The sequence below is a fragment of the Mesorhizobium sp. M1365 genome, assembly GCF_040317865.1.
GTDB lineage: Bacteria > Pseudomonadota > Alphaproteobacteria > Rhizobiales > Rhizobiaceae > Mesorhizobium.
In genome coordinates, this window is record NZ_JAMYLG010000054.1 from 12035 (window position 1) to 29728 (window position 17694).

A 17694-nucleotide genomic window follows, 5' to 3' on the forward strand; every position below is an offset into this window, starting at 1 on the left:
TTGATAGGACAAACCAGGAGAACGGCACCATGTTTGCCCAACACTATACCCGGCTCAGCACTGGCCAATGGCCGCAGATCGAGTTGGAGAGAAGGTTCGACCAGCATGTGCTTGCCTGTGTGCTTTCAAGTGCGCTCGAGGAGATCGAGGCCGGCGAGGCGACGGCGACGGCGGCAACCGGCCTTTCGCGCGCCGAGCTGCGCGATGTCCTGGCCCGCAGTTTCCCTGCTATTCCTATCAACGCGTTTGTCTTGGAAGAGGTGAGCGAGCCCGAGCCGGATCTGGAGGAACAACTTCTGCGTGGACTGCTGCTGGCGCATGCCCGGCCGGGCGACAAGGCGAGCGCCCGCTTCGCCAAGATCATCGCCCGGCGTGCCATGCGCAAGGACCATCTCTGGCAGGACCTCGGCCTTTTTAATCGGACCGAGCTCGGCCGCCTGCTCGCCTCGCATTTTCCGACGCTGGCGGCCGGCAACACCCAAAACATGAAATGGAAGAAGTACTTTTACCGCAAGCTCTGCGAGGCCGAAGGTTTTTCGCTGTGCAGCGCGCCCAGTTGCCGGGAATGCAATGATTTCGAAAGCTGCTTCGGCCCGGAGGAAGGCGAAAGCCGCCTCACACGGATCAAGAACGGCATGGGCTTGGATTAAGAGCCGCTTTCGTCGGTCGTACAAGCGCCAGGGCTCGCGCCGCACCATATGTCTCTTGTCGAACGTCGAACTTTCGCCTTCGAGGATTTGAATGCTGTGCCTGCTGTCCGGTTGCGCCTATGCTCGCTTCGGCGGTCGCCTCATCATGGCGGAGCAGGACCCGACCCGCACCATCGCCGCCGAGCAACTGGTGTTCTCCGTGCCGTTGCTGCTCGCCTGCCTGGCCGGGCTCTATTCGGAGCGGGCCGGCGTCTTCGACACGGGGCTCGAGGGCAAGATGCTGGCCGGCACCTTTGCCGGCGCCTCGGCGGCCGCGGTTACAGGCTCGGCTCGGCCTGGGCGCCGCCGTAGCGACCGCCGTGTTTTTCGCGCTGGTGCACGGTTTTCGCCTCGATCACTCATCGCGGCGACCAGATCGTCTTCGGCGTCGCCATCCGTTTCACCGCTGCCGCGCTCCACCATCATTCTCGGCCAGGCCTGGTTCCGGCAGGGCGCGCGCCGGCGCTCTCCGAAGACTCGCGCTTCGAGGCGATCATTCTGCCCAGCGCCGAAGCGGTGCGCGGCGTGCTGGTGCTCGGGCCGGTCTATTCCGAGCTGATCTCGGGCCATTGGCTGCTGGTCTATGTCGCGTCCCTGATGGTGCCATTCACCTGGTTGGTGCTGTTTCGCACCCGCTTCGGCCTAAGGCTTCGCGCCGTCGGTGAAAATCCGGCCGCCGTTGGTACCACCGGCATTTCGGTGACCTGCCTGCGCTACCGCGCGGCATCTTCACCGGCGTTCTGGCGGGCAAGGCCGGCGCGTACCTGTCACTCGCCCAGAATGCCGGCTTCGTGAAGGACATGACCGCCGGCGAGGGTTTCATCGCGCTGGCACCGCTCATCGTCGCCAAATGGAAACCGGTTCCGGCAATGTTCGCCTGTCTGGCGAAGATAGCCATGGCCCGGAGGTGAAGCCGGCGAGGCGCTGGCGCTGGTCCATGCGAGATCGGAGGCCGACACGGAACAGGCTGCCGCGGCGGCGATCCAGTCGCCTATGCGCTCGGCGAAACGAAGCCTGCAACCGCCAAAGTAATCGTGCGGAGGATCGCGCCGCGCGGTGGACGCGATTGCATATCTCGTCGCGCTGCGCTGCTGAGGCCTCTTCTGTCAGGCGGTATAGGTTTCGCGCTTCGGGCCGAGCACGAACACTGTCAGGGCGGCGAGGAACGTGGCAACCGCGCTGTAGACGACAGCGCCGGCAATCCCGGCATTGTCCACCAATAATCCGCCGAAAAAGGCGCCGGCTGCGATTGCCACTTGGAACGCTACGACCATCAGCACACCGGCGGTTTCGGCCTGCTCGGGAGCGGCGCCCCGCACCATCCACGTCTGCAATCCCACCGGCACCGCGCCGAAGGCAAAGCCCCATGCGGCAACCGCAATCGCCGCGGCCGAGGCCGATGCTCCCGCCGTCAGCAGCGAGACAGCGGCTATCGCTATGAGCAGCGGTGCAAGGGCCGCGACTGTCTTGAGACTGTACTCGGCCAGAAGCCCCCCGGCCAAATTGCCGAAGAATCCGCCGATGCCAAAGGCAAGCAACACAAGCGAGATCATCTCGACATCGAGCGCGGGAACCTTCTCGAGGAAGGCGCGGATATAGGTGAATCCGGCGAAGTGGCCGGAAGCGACCAGTAGGACGACAAAAATCGCGACCTTGATCATCGGGATCTTGGCCACATCCAGCAGGCTGCGGAAGCTGGCCACTCCAACCGGAGGCAGCCTCGGAATGGTTACGAGTTGCACCAGCAGTGTTGCGGCGCCGACGACAGCGGCGAGTATGAACGCGCTTCGCCATCCCCAGATATCGCCGACATAAGCGCCGATTGGAGCTGCACAAACTGTAGCGACGGAAACACCGGTGAGGATTATCGACATGGCGCGCGGCAGGAGGTGGCTTGGGACGAGCCGCATCGCCAGTGCTGCCGACAGCGACCAGAAGCCTCCGAGCGCTATGCCGAGCACGACGCGTGCCGTCAGGAGAACCGCCAGCGACCACGCGCCGGCCGCCAGAACGTCCGACAGGATCAGTAACAGCGTCATCGCCCAAATGACGATCCTGCGGTCCAAGCGCTTTGTGATGATGGCCATCGTCGGCGCCGAGATCGCCCCGACGATGGCGGTCGCCGTCATCGCCTGTCCAGCCGCACCCTCGGTGACACCGAGATCATGCGCGAGCGGCGTGAGTAGGCCGACAGGCAGAAACTCTGCCGTCACCAGCCCGAAGGTGCCCAAGGAAAGCGAAATGACCGCACCCCATGCGGGACCAGACGGCTGGTCGGGCTTTTCTGGGTCGTGCCGAACAGCGTCCATCACGCCTGCCGCGGATTGGGTCACGAACGAAGTCTCCACTTTGGATGTACCGCAACATGAGGTTGGCTGCCTTGACCCACTTAAAGACACAGGCGCTTTTCCCGGCGGCGTTGTACGGAGGAGGGGATGTTCATTGCCTCGCGATATTTTGTGACGGTGCGGCGCGCAACATCCATGCCGGTTTCCTTCAGCCGGACAGCGATGGCATCGTCGGAAAGCACGTCGCCGGGAGGTTCTGCGGCAATTATCGCTTTGATCTGATGGCGGACAGCTTCGGCGGAGTGGGCATCGCCGCCTTCGCAGGAAGCGATCGCGACGGTGAAAAAATACTTCAGTTCAAAGATTCCGCGCGGGGTAAGCATGTACTTGTTCGAGGTCACCCGGCTTACCGTCGACTCGTGCACGCCGATCTCGTCAGCGACGGTCCTGAGATTGAGAGGCCGCAGGTGAGCAACGCCATGTTCAAAAAAGGCCTCCTGCTGGCGCACGATTTCAGTCGCAACCTTAAGAATCGTGTTGGCGCGCTGATCGAGGCTGCGTATCAGCCAGTTCGCAGTCTCCAAGCATACGTTGAGAAATGCTTGATCTTTCGAATTTTGGACGGTGTGACGCGAGACTTCGGCATAGTAGGCTCGGTTGATCAGCACCTTGGGCAGTGTGGCCGGATCAAGTTCGATCTTCCATCCGCCTTCCGGCGAGGGCATGACCCAGACGTCGGGTATGATGGATTCCAACGGACCGGACTGGAACCGGTTTCCAGGCTTGGGATCGAGCGCAAGAATCTCATGGTACATGTCGAGAAGGTCGTCTTCATCGACACCGCAATGCTGCTTCAGTGCCTGGAAATCGCGTCGCCCAAGCATTTTAAGATTGGCAACCAAAGCTGCCATTGCCGGGTCGAACCGGTCTCGCTGGCGCAACTGGAGCTCGAGGCATTCTTCGAGAGTTCGCGCAAAAATTCCCGGTGGATCAAAGTGCTGCAAGGTTCCGAGAACCCGTTCAACATCAGCCTCCTGGACATTCAGGCTCTCGGCTAGCTCCAAAAGGTTGGCCCGAAGATAGCCAGTGTCTTCCAGATCGGCGGCAAGCTGGTGAGCGATCAGCCGCTCCTTTGATGTGAACGCAGTGAGGGCGATCTGACCAGCGACATGGTCGTGCAATGTTTCGGCGAGGGTGGCAAACTCGTCGAGGGAAGGGCCATTACCCGACGGGTTGTTGGTCTTGTTGCGGAGTGACCCGGCCCCGGTCGGTCCGTCAACGGCGTTTGCACGTGGGCCGATAGGCTGATCCGCTCCCGAAATCGAAACATCGCCAAAAGACCCGTCATCGTTTGACGCAGATTCCAAGAGCGGGTTCTTCTGGATTTCCTGCTCCACGAACTGATGCAGTTCAGTATGCGCCAGTTGCAGCAAGCGAATCGACTCAATGAGTTGAGGCGATGCGACCATGGATTGCTTCTGGCGCTGAAGTAGGCTTGCTGAGGATTGCATGGTGAGCGCGACATCCTGTCGAGGAGCTTCTTGGGGTGGGTAATGGCACCAGGGAGGAAAAGTTTTCTAGGTCATGCGGCGGCCTTCAGCGTTTCGAGAACGTTTTGCGGGGATGAGACGCCATAGGGGTCGGCCTCGCAGTTGTCGGAGAAACCTTCCTCCTCGAACCACTGCTCCACCACGCCATTGTTGATCAGAGCGGCGTAGCGCCAGGAGCGCATCCCGAAGCCGAGATTGTCCTTGGCGACCAGCATGCCCATTTTGCGTGTGAACTCGCCTGAGCCATCGGGAATGAGCTCGACCTTCTGCAGGCCCAAGGACTTCCCCCATGCATTCATGACGAAGGCATCGTTGACGGAGACGCAGTAAATCGCGTCAATTCCCTCCTTCTCAAACTCATCATAGAGGTCTTCGAAATTGGGCAGTTGGTAGGTCGAGCAGGTCGGAGTGAAGGCGCCAGGCAGCGAGAACAGGATGACGCGCTTGCCGGCAAAGTAGTCGTCAGATGTCTTTTCTTCCCAGCGATATGGATTTGGGCCCTGGACTGACTCATCGCGAACACGCGTGAGAAAGGTGACGAAGGGAACCTTCTTTTGAACGGTCATCAACTTGCTCCTCAAGAAAAAAACTGGCACGCTGGATTCTGGCAGAGGCTGGCGCAATACCGAGCAAAGGCTCGTATGCCGGGCATGAAATGAGGCCCTCGCGGCCGCAACTTCCTCTGGCCATCCGGATGTATGGGAACGTTTTGGCTGCTGGTCTTCGCCACCCGAACGCCATCGATCTGAGCGAGCTGGAGGCCGTCGAGCCGCTTGGGCAGTCTTTCCACGGCTATGGCGGCATCGATCACTCGCGCTCGTGCCCGGGGAAAAGTGATAGCGGCCGGAAGTAGCCAATATCGGAAGCGTGTGGAGGCCTCAGATGTGACTTCACGCAAGAGACCCGCGTCACTCAACTGGTTCGGCGTATCGTCGATATTTGCCAGTGACCCGCCGACCTTGGCTTCGGTACCTCTTTGATCGGGCTCTTGGGCACTCACATGCTGATCAAAACCGGTAAACGGCAATTGCGCGAGCGCCATGTGTTGGCGTGCCGGCATCGGACCAGTCGTGCGCAAAGCGCCTGCCGAGCACGGACCTCCGGAGGAGACGATGTACCGATGTTCAGCGGGAACGGGCACCGTCTCCTCAGGCCACGGTCTAGAGCTTCGGGTGTCGGGCATGGCGCTGTCGCTTTCATCGTGATTTGATGGGCTCTAACCAGAAGCAGCAAGCGGCGTGCCATTTCAAATAGACATGCTTTTGGACCGCCCCCTTTTTCTCGGAGGCGGTGTCTTCGCCAAGATCGGGCGCGCGCTATAACCGCCTAGTCACGACACCCAACAACGGTGCTGTATGGTGCGGATGTTCGGCGCTTCCGCCCCAGCTGGGCAAAGACGAACGCAGCCGAGCCGATGCACCACCTCGCACCGGCGGGCACTGCAGCGATTGCGTAGCGTATGCCGCTAGCGTGTTCTTGCGTGCGCAGGCACGGCTATTGCGAACACCCGCCTGTGGCAGCAACCATGAGCGCACGCTCTTCGGCAAGCGCCCTGTCCGAGAGGATCGCGTCGCCAAACGTGTCTATTTGCAACCCTCTTATGTTCGAAACTGGACCAGAATGTCGCAAGCCCGACCGAAAGGTCGCCCAGGCTCGTACCATCCGACACTGTTCTGTCGCCTTTGTTGGTCCACGACACCGGCCATTTCGCCGAGCTCTTGTCCGGCCTGAGGCTAAGCCCTGAATCTTTTCTTCTGCTGGGCCGGCCAAATTGGCACGAGTTTTGAAGCCTGTTCGTTGCTGGCCGGGCGCCGCCGACCGACCTTCATTTCGTGGATGACACCGCGATCGATGGAACGAAGAAAGAAAAGCAAAATGTCAAATCCGCATCAGATAGCATTCTAGGGAAGGGGGCCTCGGCGAAACCGCCCCTACCAAAACAGGCTCGCCGCCTTGGTCGAACAAAACTTGATGGCCGGCTGCGGCTCAAATGCCTGCCACACCCGCTTTATCCTGAACTCGAAGGCGCAGGATAACGTTCTGCATCTCGCCGCGGGGTATGCCTACGCAGTTACACGTTGGCCGATCTTGAAAAATCGAGGTCGGGCTACGCCGCGGAGGACGTCGTCTATATGCCGTCTTACGTCATTCGCTGCCCGCAGCGCCTGCCGGTCACCTTCCGCCCTTCCATCGCTTAAAGAGAAGTGCCACCATGCCCGAACAACCCTTGCCGACGCTGCCGATGTGGCGAGTCGATCACATCGAGCCCTCGCCCGAGATGTTGGCGCTACGCGCCAACGGTCCGATCCACCGCGTGCGCTTCCCGTTCGGGCACGAAGGCTGGTGGGTGACAGGCTACGACGAAGCCAAGGCGGTGCTGTCCGACGCGGCCTTCCGGCCCGCGGGAATGCCGCCGGCGGCATTCACCCCGGATTCGGTGATTCTCGGTTCGCCGGGGTGGTTGGTCTCGCACGAGGGGGGCGAGCATGCCCGGTTACGCACGATCGTGGCGCCGGCCCTCAGCAATGGCAGGGTGAAGCTGCTCGCGCAGCAGGTCGAGGCGATCGCCGCGCAGTTATTCGAGACGCTGGCGGCCCAACCCCAGCCCGCCGACCTGCGGCGCCACCTCTCCTTTCCGCTTCCGGCCATGGTCATCAGCGCTTTGATGGGCGTGCTCTACGAGGATCACGCCTTTTTCGCCGGGCTGTCCGACGAGGTGATGACGCACCAGCATGAAAGCGGCCCGCGAAGCGCGTCGCGCTTGGCGTGGGAAGAACTGCGCGCCTACATTCGCGGCAAGATGCAGGACAAGCGCCAGGATCCGGGCGACAACGTGCTGACCGATCTGCTCGCGGCGGTCGACCAGGGCAAGGCGACCGAGGAAGAGGCGATCGGCCTGGCGGCGGGCATGCTGGTGGCGGGGCACGAGAGCACCGTCGCACAGATCGAATTCGGCCTGCTGGCCATGTTCCGCCATCCGCAACAGCGCGAACGCCTGGTCGGCGATCCATCCCTGGTGGACAAAGCGGTGGAGGAAATCCTGCGCATGTACCCGCCGGGCGCGGGCTGGGACGGCATCATGCGCTATCCGAGGACCGACGTGACCATCGCGGGCGTGCATGTTCCCGCGGAGAGCAAGGTGCTGGTCGGCCTGCCGGCGACGTCGTTTGATCCGCGCCACTTCGACGACCCGGAAATCTTCGACATCGGACGCGAGAAAAACCCGCACCTGGCGTTCTCCTACGGGCCGCACAACTGCATCGGCGCGGCGCTGGCCAGGCTGGAACTCAAGGTAGTGTTCGGTTCGATCTTTCAGCGCTTTCCCGCGCTGCGTCTGGCGGTGGCGCCCGAAGAACTGAAGTTGCGCAAGGAGATCATCACTGGCGGGTTCGAGGAGTTCCCGGTGCTCTGGTGAGGCGCGGACGCCGCCGGGAATCGCGATCTTCTCCGCAATTTGCCGGCGCCCCTGGCGGGCGCCGGTCAGATCACCAGCCAACAGGTAACCAAGATGGATGTGCAAGAAACCACGGCAGCATGCCGGGACGCCTTCGCCGAACTGGCGTCGCCAGCGTGCATCAACGACCCGTATCCGTTCATGCGGTGGTTGCGCGAGCACGATCCGGTGCATCGCGCGGCGTCGGGCCTCTTTCTGTTGAGCCGCCACGCCGACATCTACTGGGCGCTCAAAGCCACGGGCGATGCGTTTCGGGGACCGGCGCCGGGCGACCTGGCGCGCTATTTCCCGCGTGCGCAGACCAGCCTGTCACTCAATCTGCTGGCGTCCACGCTAGCGATGAAGGATCCACCGACGCATACGCGTCTGCGCCGGCTGATCTCGCGCGATTTCACCATGGGCCAGATCGACAACCTGCGGCCGAGCATCGCGCGCATCGTCGCAGCGCGCCTGGACGGCATGGCGCCCGCGCTGGAGCGCGGGGAGGCGGTGGACCTGCATCGCGAATTCGCGCTGGCCTTGCCCATGCTGGTTTTCGCCGAACTGTTCGGCATGCCCCAGGACGACATGTTCGGGCTCGCTGCCGGCATCGGCGCCATTCTGGAAGGCCTGAGCCCGCACGCCAGCGATCCCCAGCTCGCCGCGGCGGACGCGGCCAGCGCCAGGGTGCAGGCCTACTTCGGCGACCTCATACAGCGCAAGCGCACCGATCCCCGCCACGACATCGTGTCAATGCTGGTCGGCGCACACGACGACGATGCCGACACGCTGTCGGATGCGGAGTTGATCAGCATGCTGTGGGGCATGCTGCTGGGCGGCTTCGCCACCACTGCTGCGGCCATCGACCATGCGGTCCTGGCGATGCTGGCGTATCCCGAACAGCGGCACTGGCTGCAGGGAGACGCCGTGGGGGTGAAGGCATTCGTCGAAGAAGTCCTGCGCTGCGACGCGCCCGCCATGTTCAGCTCCATTCCGCGTATCGCCCAGCGCGACATCGAACTGGGCGGCGTGGTGATCCGTAAGAACGCGGACGTGCGCGTGCTGATCGCGGCCGGCAATCGCGACCCGGACGCCTTCGCCGATCCCGACCGCTTCGATCCCGCGCGGTTCTACGGCACCAGTCCTGGCATGTCGACCGACGGGAAGATCATGCTGAGCTTCGGCCACGGCATCCACTTCTGCCTCGGTGCGCAACTGGCCCGGGTGCAGTTGGCCGAGAGCCTGCCGCGGATCCAGGCGCGCTTCCCCACGCTGGCATTGGCCGAGCAGCCGACCCGGGAGCCCTCCGCGTTCCTTAGGACATTCCGTGCGCTGCCGGTGCGGCTGCATACGCAGGGGGGCTGAGATGCGCGTCGTGGTCGACCAGGATCTGTGCGGAACCACCGGACAGTGCGTGCTGACGCTGCCGGGCACCTTTCGCCAGCGCGAACCGGACGGCGTGGCCGAAGTGTGCGTGGCGACGGTCCCGCAGGCGCTGCACGCCGCCGTGCGGCTCGCGGCCAGCCAGTGCCCGGTCGCCGCCATTCGGGTCATCGAAAGCGACGCTGGCGATGACGAGCACGCCAGCGCCGATCCGGCGCCCTCTCCGGCGGAGGCCGAGCGGCGTGCCGCGAAAGACCAAGGCAATCCAGGAGACACGATGGGACGGTTTGAAGGCAAGGTGGCCGTGGTGACCGGCGCTGGCGCGGGCATCGGCAAGGCATGCGCCCTCGCCATCGCGCGGGAGGGGGGCCGAGTGGTGGTGGCCGACATTGATGGCTCGGCTGCCGTCGCCTGCACCGCGCAGATCGCGGCCGAAGCGGGCCACGCGCTGGCCCTGGCCATAGACATCGCCGATGCGCAGGCGGTGGCCGCGCTGTTCGAGACGGCGGAGCAGCACTTTGGTGGGGTGGACCTGCTGGTGAACAACGCGAGCGCCATGCATCTGACCCCGCGCGACCGCGCGATCCTCGACCTGGACCTGGCGGTTTGGGATGAGACGATGGCGACCAATCTGCGTGGCACGCTGCTCTGCTGCCGGCAGGCCATCCCACGGATGATGGCCCGTGGCGGTGGCGCGATCGTCAACATGTCGTCGTGCCAGGGGCTCAGCGGTGATACCGCGCAGACGTCCTACGCCGCCTCGAAGGCGGCGATGAACATGCTGTCGGCCTCGCTCGCCACCCAGTACGGTCACTCGCAGATCCGCTGCAACGCGGTTGCGCCGGGTCTTATCATGACCGAGCGTCTCCTCGCCAAGCTGGACGAGTGCATGCAACGGCATCTGCGACGGCACCAGCTCCTGCCGCGCGTCGGCCGTCCCGAGGACGTGGCCGCGCTGGTGGCGTTCCTGCTCTCCGACGATGCTGCGTTCATCACCGGCCAGGTCGTGTGCATCGACGGCGGCATGCTGACGCATGTGCCGACATATGCCGATGGTGGCAACAGCCGCGCCGCGCGGCCATCCGGCGACACCGCCGAAGCGGACGCTGCGCCAAGGAGGTGATGGACATGCTGCTCAACCCGCTCAACCGACGGCACCGGCTGCGATACGACGTCCCGGTCATGCCCGGCGCTTTTCCCCTGGTCGGGCATCTTCCCGCCATCGTCTGCGACCTGCCGCGCCTGCTGCGGCGCGCGGAGCGGACGCTGGGCAGCCACTTCTGGCTGGACTTCGGTCGTGCCGGACACCTGATGACCTGCCTGGATCCGGATGTGATCGCATTGCTCCGGCATAAGCACGTGTCCTCGGCGCTGATCGAAGAGATCGCGCCCGAAATCCTTGGCGGAACGTTGGTCACTTTGAACGGTAACGCGCACCGGCAGGCGCGCGATGGGATCAAGGCGGCGTTCCTGCCCAGGGGGCTGACCGAGGCCGGCATTGGCGAGCTGTTCGAGCCCGTCATCCAGACCCGGGTGCAGGCGTGGCGCGACTGCGGTGAAGTAACTATCCTGCCCGAAACCGGCGACCTGATGCTCAAGCTCACCTTCAGTCTCATGGGCATCCCCGCCCAAGACCTGCCGGAGTGGCATCGCAAGTACCGGCAACTGCTGCAGTTGATCGTCGCGCCCCCGGTCGACCTGCCCGGAACGCCCTTGCGGCGCGGCCGCGCCGCCCGAGACTGGATCGACGCGCAGTCGCGCCAGTTCATCCGCGACGCGCGCGCGCATGCCGCGCGCACCGGGTTGATCAACGACATGGTGAGCGCCTTCGATCGCAGCGACGATGCGCTCTCCGATGACGTCCTGGTCGCTAACATCCGCTTGCTGCTGCTTGCCGGTCACGAGACCACCGCCTCGACGATGGCCTGGATGGTGATCGAGCTGGCACGGCAGCCTGAGCTGTGGGACGCCCTGGTCGAGGAGGCGCAACGCGTGGGCGCGGTGCCGACCCGGCACGCGGACCTGGCGCAGTTTCCGGTCGCCGAGGCGCTGTTCCGCGAGACGCTGCGCATGCATCCGGCGTCCTCGCTCATACCGCGTCGCACGACGCAGGAATTACAACTCGGCCAGCGCCGCATTCCCGCGGGCACAAGTCTATGCATCCCGCTGCTGCATTTCTCGACCTCGGCGCTGCTGCACGAGGCGCCTGATCAGTTCCGCCTGGCGCGGTGGCTGCAACGCACGGGGCCGATCGGGCCGGTGGACATGCTGCAGTTCGGCAGCGGCCCACACGTCTGCATCGGCTACCACCTGGTATGGCTGGAACTGGTGCAGTTCAGCATCGCCTTGGCGCTGACCATGCACAAGGCCGGGGTGCGGCCGCGGTTGCTGAGCGACGCCGAAAAAGGCCGGCGCTATTACCCGACAGCACAACCCTCCATGAAAATCCGCATCGGATTCTCATGAGCTGGCATCGCATACCCCGTGTGGCGAGGCAGCGGCGCCGGCGACGCGCGGCATTGCTGCACTCGGCGCGCGCGCTCGGTGCGACGCCGGCAACACTGCATCGGCTCGCCGCTCGCCGTGGCCGTCTGCTGTCAGGTACAAGGACATGAACGACATGCAGACCGGTTCCACGCTACACGACCACGGAACTGGCGTTTCCGCGCTCGGCGGATTGGGCGCGCAGGCGCGCGGCGCATCCGGCAGGCTGCTGCCGGAGATCTGGATGCAGGACGGCGCAAAACGGGTCGAACAGGCGCTGGCGCGTCTTCTCTGCGCCGAAGACGACGGTGAGACCGAGCTGATGGCGGCGATGCGCTACGCCACCTTGAATGGCGGGAAGCGCACCCGCGCCTTGCTCTGTATGGCTGCCGGCGCACTGGCCGACACGCCGGCGCACACGCTCGACGACGTCGGCGCCGCCATCGAGATGATGCACGCCTGTACCCTGGTCCACGACGACCTGCCCGCAATGGACGACGACGTGCTTCGCCGCGGCCTTCCGACCGTGCACGTCAAGTTCGGCGAAGCCACTGCGATCCTGGTCGGCGATGCGCTGCAGGCGCACGCCTTCCTGACCCTGGCGAGCCTGGATGCGCCGGGCGACAACCGTATCGCGCTCGTGCGCGAACTGGCGCAGGCGGTGTCCGCCGAGGGTGCCGCAGGCGGGCAGGCCATGGATCTGTCGCTGGTCGGAAAGCACGCCGAGCTGGACAGGATCGTGGCGATGCACCGGATGAAGAGCGGAGCACTAGTGCGCGCGTCCGTTCGCATGGGCGCGCTATGCGCCATCGCGGAGGATGCCGCGCACGCTGGGCTGTACGGTGCGCTCGATCGCTACACCGCCTGTTTCGGGCTGGCGTTGCAGGTGATCGACGACATTCTCGACGCGACAGCGGATACCGCGACGCTTGGCAAGACCCCCGGTAAGGACGCGGCGGCGCAGAAGCCGACTTGCGCGTCGATCATGGGGCTGCAGCCAGCGCGCCAGTTCGCGCTAGATTTGTTGCGCGACGCCGGGGAGGCCATCGTCCCGCTGGGGCCACGTGCGGAACGGTTGGCGCAGATGCTGCAGCGGGCCAACGTGTATCTGTCCGCGCCATACGCATGAGCGCGCCCGTCCGCATGGACTCGCCCTATGCTGCTGCGACCGGTCGGCGGGCGATGCATGCTGCTCTTTGTCCGAGTCCTCGGCGCCGATCGCAGCGGTTGCCCGATCCTGGTCCTCGCCAACCGTCTGCAGAAGGAACATCCCGCGTGAACGCGCTGTCCGAACAGATCCTTTCCGAATTGCGCCACCTGCTGAGCGAGATGAGCGACGGCGGCAGCGTCGGTCCGTCCGTCTACGACACGGCGCGAGCTCTGCAGTTCCACGGCAACATCACCGGTCGGCAGGACGCATACGCGTGGCTCATCGCGCAGCAACAGGCCGATGGAGGATGGGGAAGCGAGGACTTCCCGCTGTTCCGCCATGCGCCCACGTGGGCGGCGTTGCTGGCATTGCAGCGTGCCGATCCTCTTCCCGGCGCTGCCGACGCAGTCCAGGCTGCAACCCGGTTCCTCGAGCGCCAGCCCGATCCCTACGCGCATGCGGTGCCGGAAGACGCGCCGATCGGCGCGGAGCTGATCCTGCCGCAGTTGTGCGGCGAGGCCGCATCCTTGCTGGGCGGCGTGGCGTTTCCGCGCCACCCGGCGCTGTTGCCGTTGCGGCAAGCGTGCCTGGTCAAGCTGGGGGCGGTGGCGACGTTGCCGAGCGGACATCCGTTGCTGCACTCCTGGGAAGCCTGGGGGACGTCGCCGACCACCGGATGCCCGGATGACGACGGCAGCATCGGCATCAGTCCGGCGGCCACCGCCGCGTGGCGTGCGCACGCCGTGACACAGGGGAGCACGCCGCAGGTCGGGCGCGCCGACGCGTATCTGCAGGCGGCATCGAGGGCGACGCGCAGCGGCATCGAAGGTGTCGTTCCCAACGTCTGGCCGATCAATGTGTTCGAGCCATGCTGGTCGCTGTACACCCTGCATCTGGCCGGGCTGTTCGCGCATCCCGCGCTCGCCCAGGCGGTGCGCGTGATCGTCGCGCAGCTCGACGCCCGCCTGGGCGTGCGCGGTCTGGGCCCGGCCTTGCACTTCGCGGCCGATGCGGACGACACCGCCGTTGCGTTGTGCGTCCTGCGCCTTGCAGGCCGCGACCCGGCGGTCGATGCGTTGCGCCATTTCGAAATCGGCGAGCTGTTCGTCACCTTCCCCGGCGAGCGCAATGCCTCGGTGTCGACCAACATCCATGCCCTGCATGCGTTGCGACTGTTGGGAAAGCCCGCTGCCGGCACCAGCGCCTACGTCGAGGCCAATCGCAACCCGCACGGTCTATGGGACAACGAAAAGTGGCACGTTTCGTGGCTGTATCCGACCGCGCATGCGGTCGCTGCGCTGGCGCAAGGCAAGCCCCAGTGGCGCGACGAGCGCGCGCTGGCGGCGCTGCTGCAGGCGCAGCGCGACGACGGCGGCTGGGGCGCCGGTCGCGCGTCCACATTCGAGGAAACCGCCTATGCGCTGTTCGCGTTGCACGTGATGGACGGGAGCGAAGAGCCGACAGGGCGCCGGCGCATCGCGCAAGCGGTGGCGCGTGCGCTGAAGTGGATGCTCGCCCGCCACGCGGCGCATGCATTGCCGCAGACGCCGCTGTGGATCGGCAAGGAACTGTATTGTCCCACCCGGGTGGTGCGCGTGGCCGAACTCGCCGGGTTGTGGCTGGCGCTTCGTTGGGGGCGGCGCGTCTCGGCCGAGGGAGCAGGAGCGGCGCCATGATCCAGACCGAACGCGCGCTGCAGCAGGTGCTGGAGTGGGGGCGTTCCCTGACCGGGTTCGCCGACGAGCATGCCGTGGAAGCGGTCAGGGGCGGCCAGTACATCCTGCAGCGCATCCACCCGAGCCTGCGCGACACCAGCGCCCGCACCGGCCGCGATCCGCAGGACGAAACGCTGATCGTGGCGTTCTATCGCGAACTGGCGCTGCTGTTCTGGCTCGACGATTGCAACGACCTTGGCCTGATCGCGCCGGAGCAGCTCGCCGCGGTGGAGCAGGCGCTGGGGCAGGGCGGGCCGTGCGCGCTCCCCGGATTCGAGGGCTGCGCTGTGCTGCGCGCTTCGCTGGCCGCGCTCGCCTACGATCGTCGCGACTATGCTCAGCTTCTCGACGATACCCGGTGCTACTGCGCGGCGCTGCGCGCCGGACGCGCGCAGGCGGCAGGGGCGGAACGCTGGTCCTACGCCGAGTACCTGCACAACGGCATCGATTCGATCGCCTACACGAACGTGTTCTGTTGCCTGTCGTTGCTGTGGGGGCTGGACATGGCGGCCTTGCGCGCGCGTCCGGCGTTTCGCCAGGTCCTGCGGCTCATCTCCGCGATAGGGCGCCTGCAGAACGATCTGCATGGACGCGACAAGGACAGGTCGGCCAGCGAGGCCGACAATGCGGCGATCCTGCTGCTGCAGCGCTATCCGGCTATGCCTGTGGTGGAGTTCCTCAACGACGAGCTGGCTGGCCATACGCGCATGCTGCACCGGGTGATGGCGGAAGTACGCTTTCCCGCGCCGTGGGGACCGTTGATCGAGGCCATGGCGACCATCCGCGCGCAGTACTACCAGACCTCGACCAGCCGCTACGGCAGCGACGCTGCGAGGGGAGGCCAGCGTGCGTCGGCCTGAACGCGCGGGACGCGGCGGCGTGCCCGCGCTGCCGTCGGTCCGATCCGACGCAACGCTGTCGCCCGATGCGACGGATGGAGCGAGCATGAGCGACACCGCCCTGAGCCGGCGCAAGGACGACCATCTGGACATCGTGCTGGATCGGCGAACGGCCCCTGCCACGGTCGCCGCCGGCTGGGAGTACATCCGTTTCGAACACTGCGCATTGCCCGAGTTGGACCTGACGCAGATCGACCTGCGCGCCTCGCTGCTGGGCAAGACCATGCGCGCGCCGCTGCTGATCAGCTCCATGACCGGCGGCATGCCACGCGCCGAGGCCATCAACCGGCATCTGAGCGAGGCAGCGCAAGCCTTGGGGATCGCCATGTGCGTCGGTTCGCAGCGCGTGAGCCTGCTATCCCGCAACTCGCAGGGGCTGACGCGCGCGCTGCGCCGCCTGGCCCCAGACATTCCCTTGCTGGCCAATATCGGTGCCGCGCAACTGCGCGAGGCCGACGGCCTGGACCTGGCGCGCCGGGCGGTTGATTCGTTGGAGGCCGATGGACTCATCGTCCATCTCAATCCGCTGCAGGAAGCGGTACAGCCGGAGGGCGACCGCGACTGGCGCGGAGTCCTGGCGCAGATCGCTCGCGCCGCGCGCAGCGTGGGCGTGCCGATCGTGGTCAAGGAAGTGGGATCGGGCCTGTCCGCCTCGGTGGCCTGTGCGCTCGTCGAGGCTGGCGTGGCGGTGATCGATGTCGCCGGCGCTGGCGGCACCAGTTGGGCCGCGGTGGAGGGCGAGCGCGCCCGCGATGCAGCCAACCGTGCAGTGGCGATGGCGTTCGCCGATTGGGGGGTTCCGACCCCGGCCAGCGTGCAGGCGGTACGTCGGGCGCTGCCAACGGTGAAGCTGATCGCGTCGGGCGGGATCCGCGACGGCGTCGACGTGGCCAAGGCCATCCGCCTGGGCGCGGACATCGCCGGGCAGGCGGCCGGCGTGCTGCGCGCGGCTACGGTATCCACCGAGGCGGTTGTCGCGCATTTCGAGATCGTCATCCGCCAGTTGGCCGTCGCCTGCTTCTGCACCGGCTCGGCTGATCTGGCGGCGTTGCGTCAGGCGCGCTTGTTGCCTTGGGCGCATCTGCCGGCCGGTTGATGCCGCGGTCGCGTCTGTTTCGCGTTCATAGGGCCCCGTCGGGCGCATCGGTGCTGAGGTTAAACTAGCCGTTCGCTGAATGTCTTTGCGTTGGCCGTTTTCGCAGCGACGTACGCACCGCTCGGTGAAAATGCCGTGGGCGGTGGCCATGGCAGCTGTTCTCGGAGGAACGTCCGCTGTGCGGCGGTAACCTGGGAGATCCTCGAATGAAGGACTGATCTCTTTGGATATCATTATCTTCATATATGATACGCGAACAGATCATTAAATTAACTTGCTCGCCGGATGAGATACCTTTGCATATCAATGGGGGCATTGGAATGAATCGTATAGGTAATGGTGGAATCTGAATCGGAAATTCTGCGCGAAATCGGTGGGCTTTTCAGGCAGGTGAGGCAGGGCGCTGCCATGACGCAGCAGCAGGTCGCTGATTTGGCGGGTATATCCCGTCCCCGCTATCGCGACATCGAAAAGGGGGCCGCGGCGGCGCGTGCGACGACGCTCATGAATGTCGCTCGCGCGCTCGGTCTGGAAATGATGCTGGTTCCGCAAGTCATGGTGCCGGCTGTCCAGGCTCTGTTGCGTCCGCATGATGATGACGACCTGCCCGCCTTTGTTCCTCAATCTGACGATGACGATCATGGCTCCAGTCTTTCACGCACCTAAGACGATCCCGTCGCTGGACGTGCTCTTGAACGCACTGAAGATCGGCACAATCGTTAGGACGCCGGGCGATTTCAATGCATTCAACTTCGATGAGGCCTACCGCGCGACGGGCGGCTTTCCGGTTTTCAGCCTGTCGTTCCGGGCAGCGACCGGAGGATTGCGGAAAGGTCCGAAGCCTCTGGCGGGCGCCTTGCCGGCCTTTTTCGCGAACCTCCTACCGGAGGAGAAGCTACGCGAGGCGATGGAAAAGCACCACGAAGGCAATGTCCGGCCAGGCAATGATTTCGATCTCTTAGCGGCGCTGGGCGCCGATCTGCCGGGAGCCGTACGGGCGTCGCCCA

At 65.0% G+C, this 17694-nt stretch carries 15 protein-coding genes and 2 pseudogenes; 13 read left to right on the top strand and 4 right to left on the bottom strand.

The window, feature by feature from the left end:
- The first annotated feature begins 29 nt into the window (after window positions 1–29).
- Both NKH04_RS30190 and NKH04_RS30195 read left to right on the top strand, forming a co-directional pair.
- On the top strand, window positions 30–650 hold the full coding sequence (locus NKH04_RS30190) for a nitrogen fixation protein NifQ (RefSeq protein WP_353045425.1): 621 nt from the start codon (window positions 30–32) through the stop codon (window positions 648–650).
- A 145-nt stretch (window positions 651–795) separates the two neighbouring features.
- A pseudogene (locus NKH04_RS30195) lies at window positions 796–1573 on the top strand (ABC transporter permease); the annotation flags it as partial.
- A gap of 222 nt (window positions 1574–1795) precedes the next feature.
- Here NKH04_RS30195 and NKH04_RS30200 read toward each other — a convergent pair.
- The 4 genes from NKH04_RS30200 to NKH04_RS30215 form a co-directional block, all read right to left on the bottom strand.
- Window positions 1796–2998, bottom strand: coding sequence for an MFS transporter (locus tag NKH04_RS30200; protein WP_023722996.1), 1203 nt, complete (start codon window positions 2996–2998; stop codon window positions 1796–1798).
- Between the two features lie 80 nt (window positions 2999–3078).
- Complete coding sequence (rpoN, locus tag NKH04_RS30205; protein ID WP_031195405.1) at window positions 3079–4488, bottom strand: RNA polymerase factor sigma-54; 1410 nt, start codon at window positions 4486–4488, stop codon at window positions 3079–3081.
- A gap of 71 nt (window positions 4489–4559) precedes the next feature.
- Window positions 4560–5093 (bottom strand): peroxiredoxin, encoded by a 534-nt coding sequence (locus NKH04_RS30210; RefSeq protein WP_023722998.1) that lies wholly within the window; start codon window positions 5091–5093, stop codon window positions 4560–4562.
- Between the two features lie 11 nt (window positions 5094–5104).
- On the bottom strand, window positions 5105–5569 hold the full coding sequence (locus NKH04_RS30215; RefSeq protein ID WP_353045426.1) for a hypothetical protein: 465 nt from the start codon (window positions 5567–5569) through the stop codon (window positions 5105–5107).
- Between the two features lie 1170 nt (window positions 5570–6739).
- Between NKH04_RS30215 and NKH04_RS30220 the strand changes: the two genes are divergently transcribed.
- From NKH04_RS30220 to NKH04_RS30270, 11 genes and pseudogenes are all read left to right on the top strand, one after another.
- The gene (locus tag NKH04_RS30220; RefSeq protein WP_353009143.1) at window positions 6740–7942 is read left to right on the top strand and encodes a cytochrome P450; all 1203 of its coding nucleotides are present in this window, start codon (window positions 6740–6742) and stop codon (window positions 7940–7942) included.
- A gap of 93 nt (window positions 7943–8035) precedes the next feature.
- On the top strand, window positions 8036–9325 hold the full coding sequence (locus NKH04_RS30225) for a cytochrome P450 (RefSeq protein WP_353045427.1): 1290 nt from the start codon (window positions 8036–8038) through the stop codon (window positions 9323–9325).
- A gap of 1 nt (window position 9326) precedes the next feature.
- Window positions 9327–9452, top strand: a pseudogene (locus NKH04_RS30230) (ferredoxin); the annotation flags it as partial.
- A gap of 168 nt (window positions 9453–9620) precedes the next feature.
- Complete coding sequence (locus NKH04_RS30235; protein ID WP_031195408.1) at window positions 9621–10466, top strand: glucose 1-dehydrogenase; 846 nt, start codon at window positions 9621–9623, stop codon at window positions 10464–10466.
- A complete protein-coding gene (locus NKH04_RS30240; RefSeq protein WP_352850760.1) occupies window positions 10466–11809 on the top strand; it encodes a cytochrome P450 in 1344 nt (447 codons plus the stop codon). Before NKH04_RS30235 ends, NKH04_RS30240 begins: the two co-directional genes overlap by 1 nt.
- A 154-nt stretch (window positions 11810–11963) precedes the next feature.
- Window positions 11964–12956, top strand: a complete 993-nt coding sequence (locus NKH04_RS30245; protein WP_353045431.1) for a polyprenyl synthetase family protein — start codon at window positions 11964–11966, stop codon at window positions 12954–12956.
- A gap of 146 nt (window positions 12957–13102) precedes the next feature.
- On the top strand, window positions 13103–14653 hold the full coding sequence (locus tag NKH04_RS30250) for a hypothetical protein (protein WP_353045428.1): 1551 nt from the start codon (window positions 13103–13105) through the stop codon (window positions 14651–14653).
- The gene (locus NKH04_RS30255) at window positions 14650–15552 is read left to right on the top strand and encodes a terpene synthase family protein (RefSeq protein WP_353009149.1); all 903 of its coding nucleotides are present in this window, start codon (window positions 14650–14652) and stop codon (window positions 15550–15552) included. Before NKH04_RS30250 ends, NKH04_RS30255 begins: the two co-directional genes overlap by 4 nt.
- An 85-nt stretch (window positions 15553–15637) precedes the next feature.
- The gene (gene fni / locus NKH04_RS30260; protein WP_353045429.1) at window positions 15638–16687 is read left to right on the top strand and encodes a type 2 isopentenyl-diphosphate Delta-isomerase; all 1050 of its coding nucleotides are present in this window, start codon (window positions 15638–15640) and stop codon (window positions 16685–16687) included.
- 336 nt (window positions 16688–17023) lie between these two features.
- The gene (locus tag NKH04_RS30265) at window positions 17024–17353 is read left to right on the top strand and encodes a helix-turn-helix domain-containing protein (RefSeq protein WP_023723009.1); all 330 of its coding nucleotides are present in this window, start codon (window positions 17024–17026) and stop codon (window positions 17351–17353) included.
- Window positions 17328–17694: HipA N-terminal domain-containing protein (locus NKH04_RS30270; RefSeq protein WP_353045430.1), on the top strand; the 367-nt coding region annotated here is incomplete at its 3' end. The genes NKH04_RS30265 and NKH04_RS30270, both read left to right, overlap by 26 nt.

Excerpts from the sequence above, each read along its gene's own strand:
- NKH04_RS30190 (WP_353045425.1), top strand. The coding sequence starts at position 30 with ATGTTTGCCCAACACTATACCCGGCTCAGCACTGGCCAATGGCCGCAG.
- NKH04_RS30200 (WP_023722996.1), bottom strand. The coding sequence starts at position 2,998 with ATGGACGCTGTTCGGCACGACCCAGAAAAGCCCGACCAGCCGTCTGGT.
- rpoN (WP_031195405.1), bottom strand. The coding sequence starts at position 4,488 with ATGCAATCCTCAGCAAGCCTACTTCAGCGCCAGAAGCAATCCATGGTC.
- NKH04_RS30210 (WP_023722998.1), bottom strand. The coding sequence starts at position 5,093 with ATGACCGTTCAAAAGAAGGTTCCCTTCGTCACCTTTCTCACGCGTGTT.
- NKH04_RS30215 (WP_353045426.1), bottom strand. The coding sequence starts at position 5,569 with ATGGCGCTCGCGCAATTGCCGTTTACCGGTTTTGATCAGCATGTGAGT.
- NKH04_RS30220 (WP_353009143.1), top strand. The coding sequence starts at position 6,740 with ATGCCCGAACAACCCTTGCCGACGCTGCCGATGTGGCGAGTCGATCAC.
- NKH04_RS30225 (WP_353045427.1), top strand. The coding sequence starts at position 8,036 with ATGGATGTGCAAGAAACCACGGCAGCATGCCGGGACGCCTTCGCCGAA.
- NKH04_RS30235 (WP_031195408.1), top strand. The coding sequence starts at position 9,621 with ATGGGACGGTTTGAAGGCAAGGTGGCCGTGGTGACCGGCGCTGGCGCG.
- NKH04_RS30240 (WP_352850760.1), top strand. The coding sequence starts at position 10,466 with ATGGACATGCTGCTCAACCCGCTCAACCGACGGCACCGGCTGCGATAC.
- NKH04_RS30245 (WP_353045431.1), top strand. The coding sequence starts at position 11,964 with ATGCAGACCGGTTCCACGCTACACGACCACGGAACTGGCGTTTCCGCG.
- NKH04_RS30255 (WP_353009149.1), top strand. The coding sequence starts at position 14,650 with ATGATCCAGACCGAACGCGCGCTGCAGCAGGTGCTGGAGTGGGGGCGT.
- fni (WP_353045429.1), top strand. The coding sequence starts at position 15,638 with ATGAGCGACACCGCCCTGAGCCGGCGCAAGGACGACCATCTGGACATC.
- NKH04_RS30265 (WP_023723009.1), top strand. The coding sequence starts at position 17,024 with ATGGTGGAATCTGAATCGGAAATTCTGCGCGAAATCGGTGGGCTTTTC.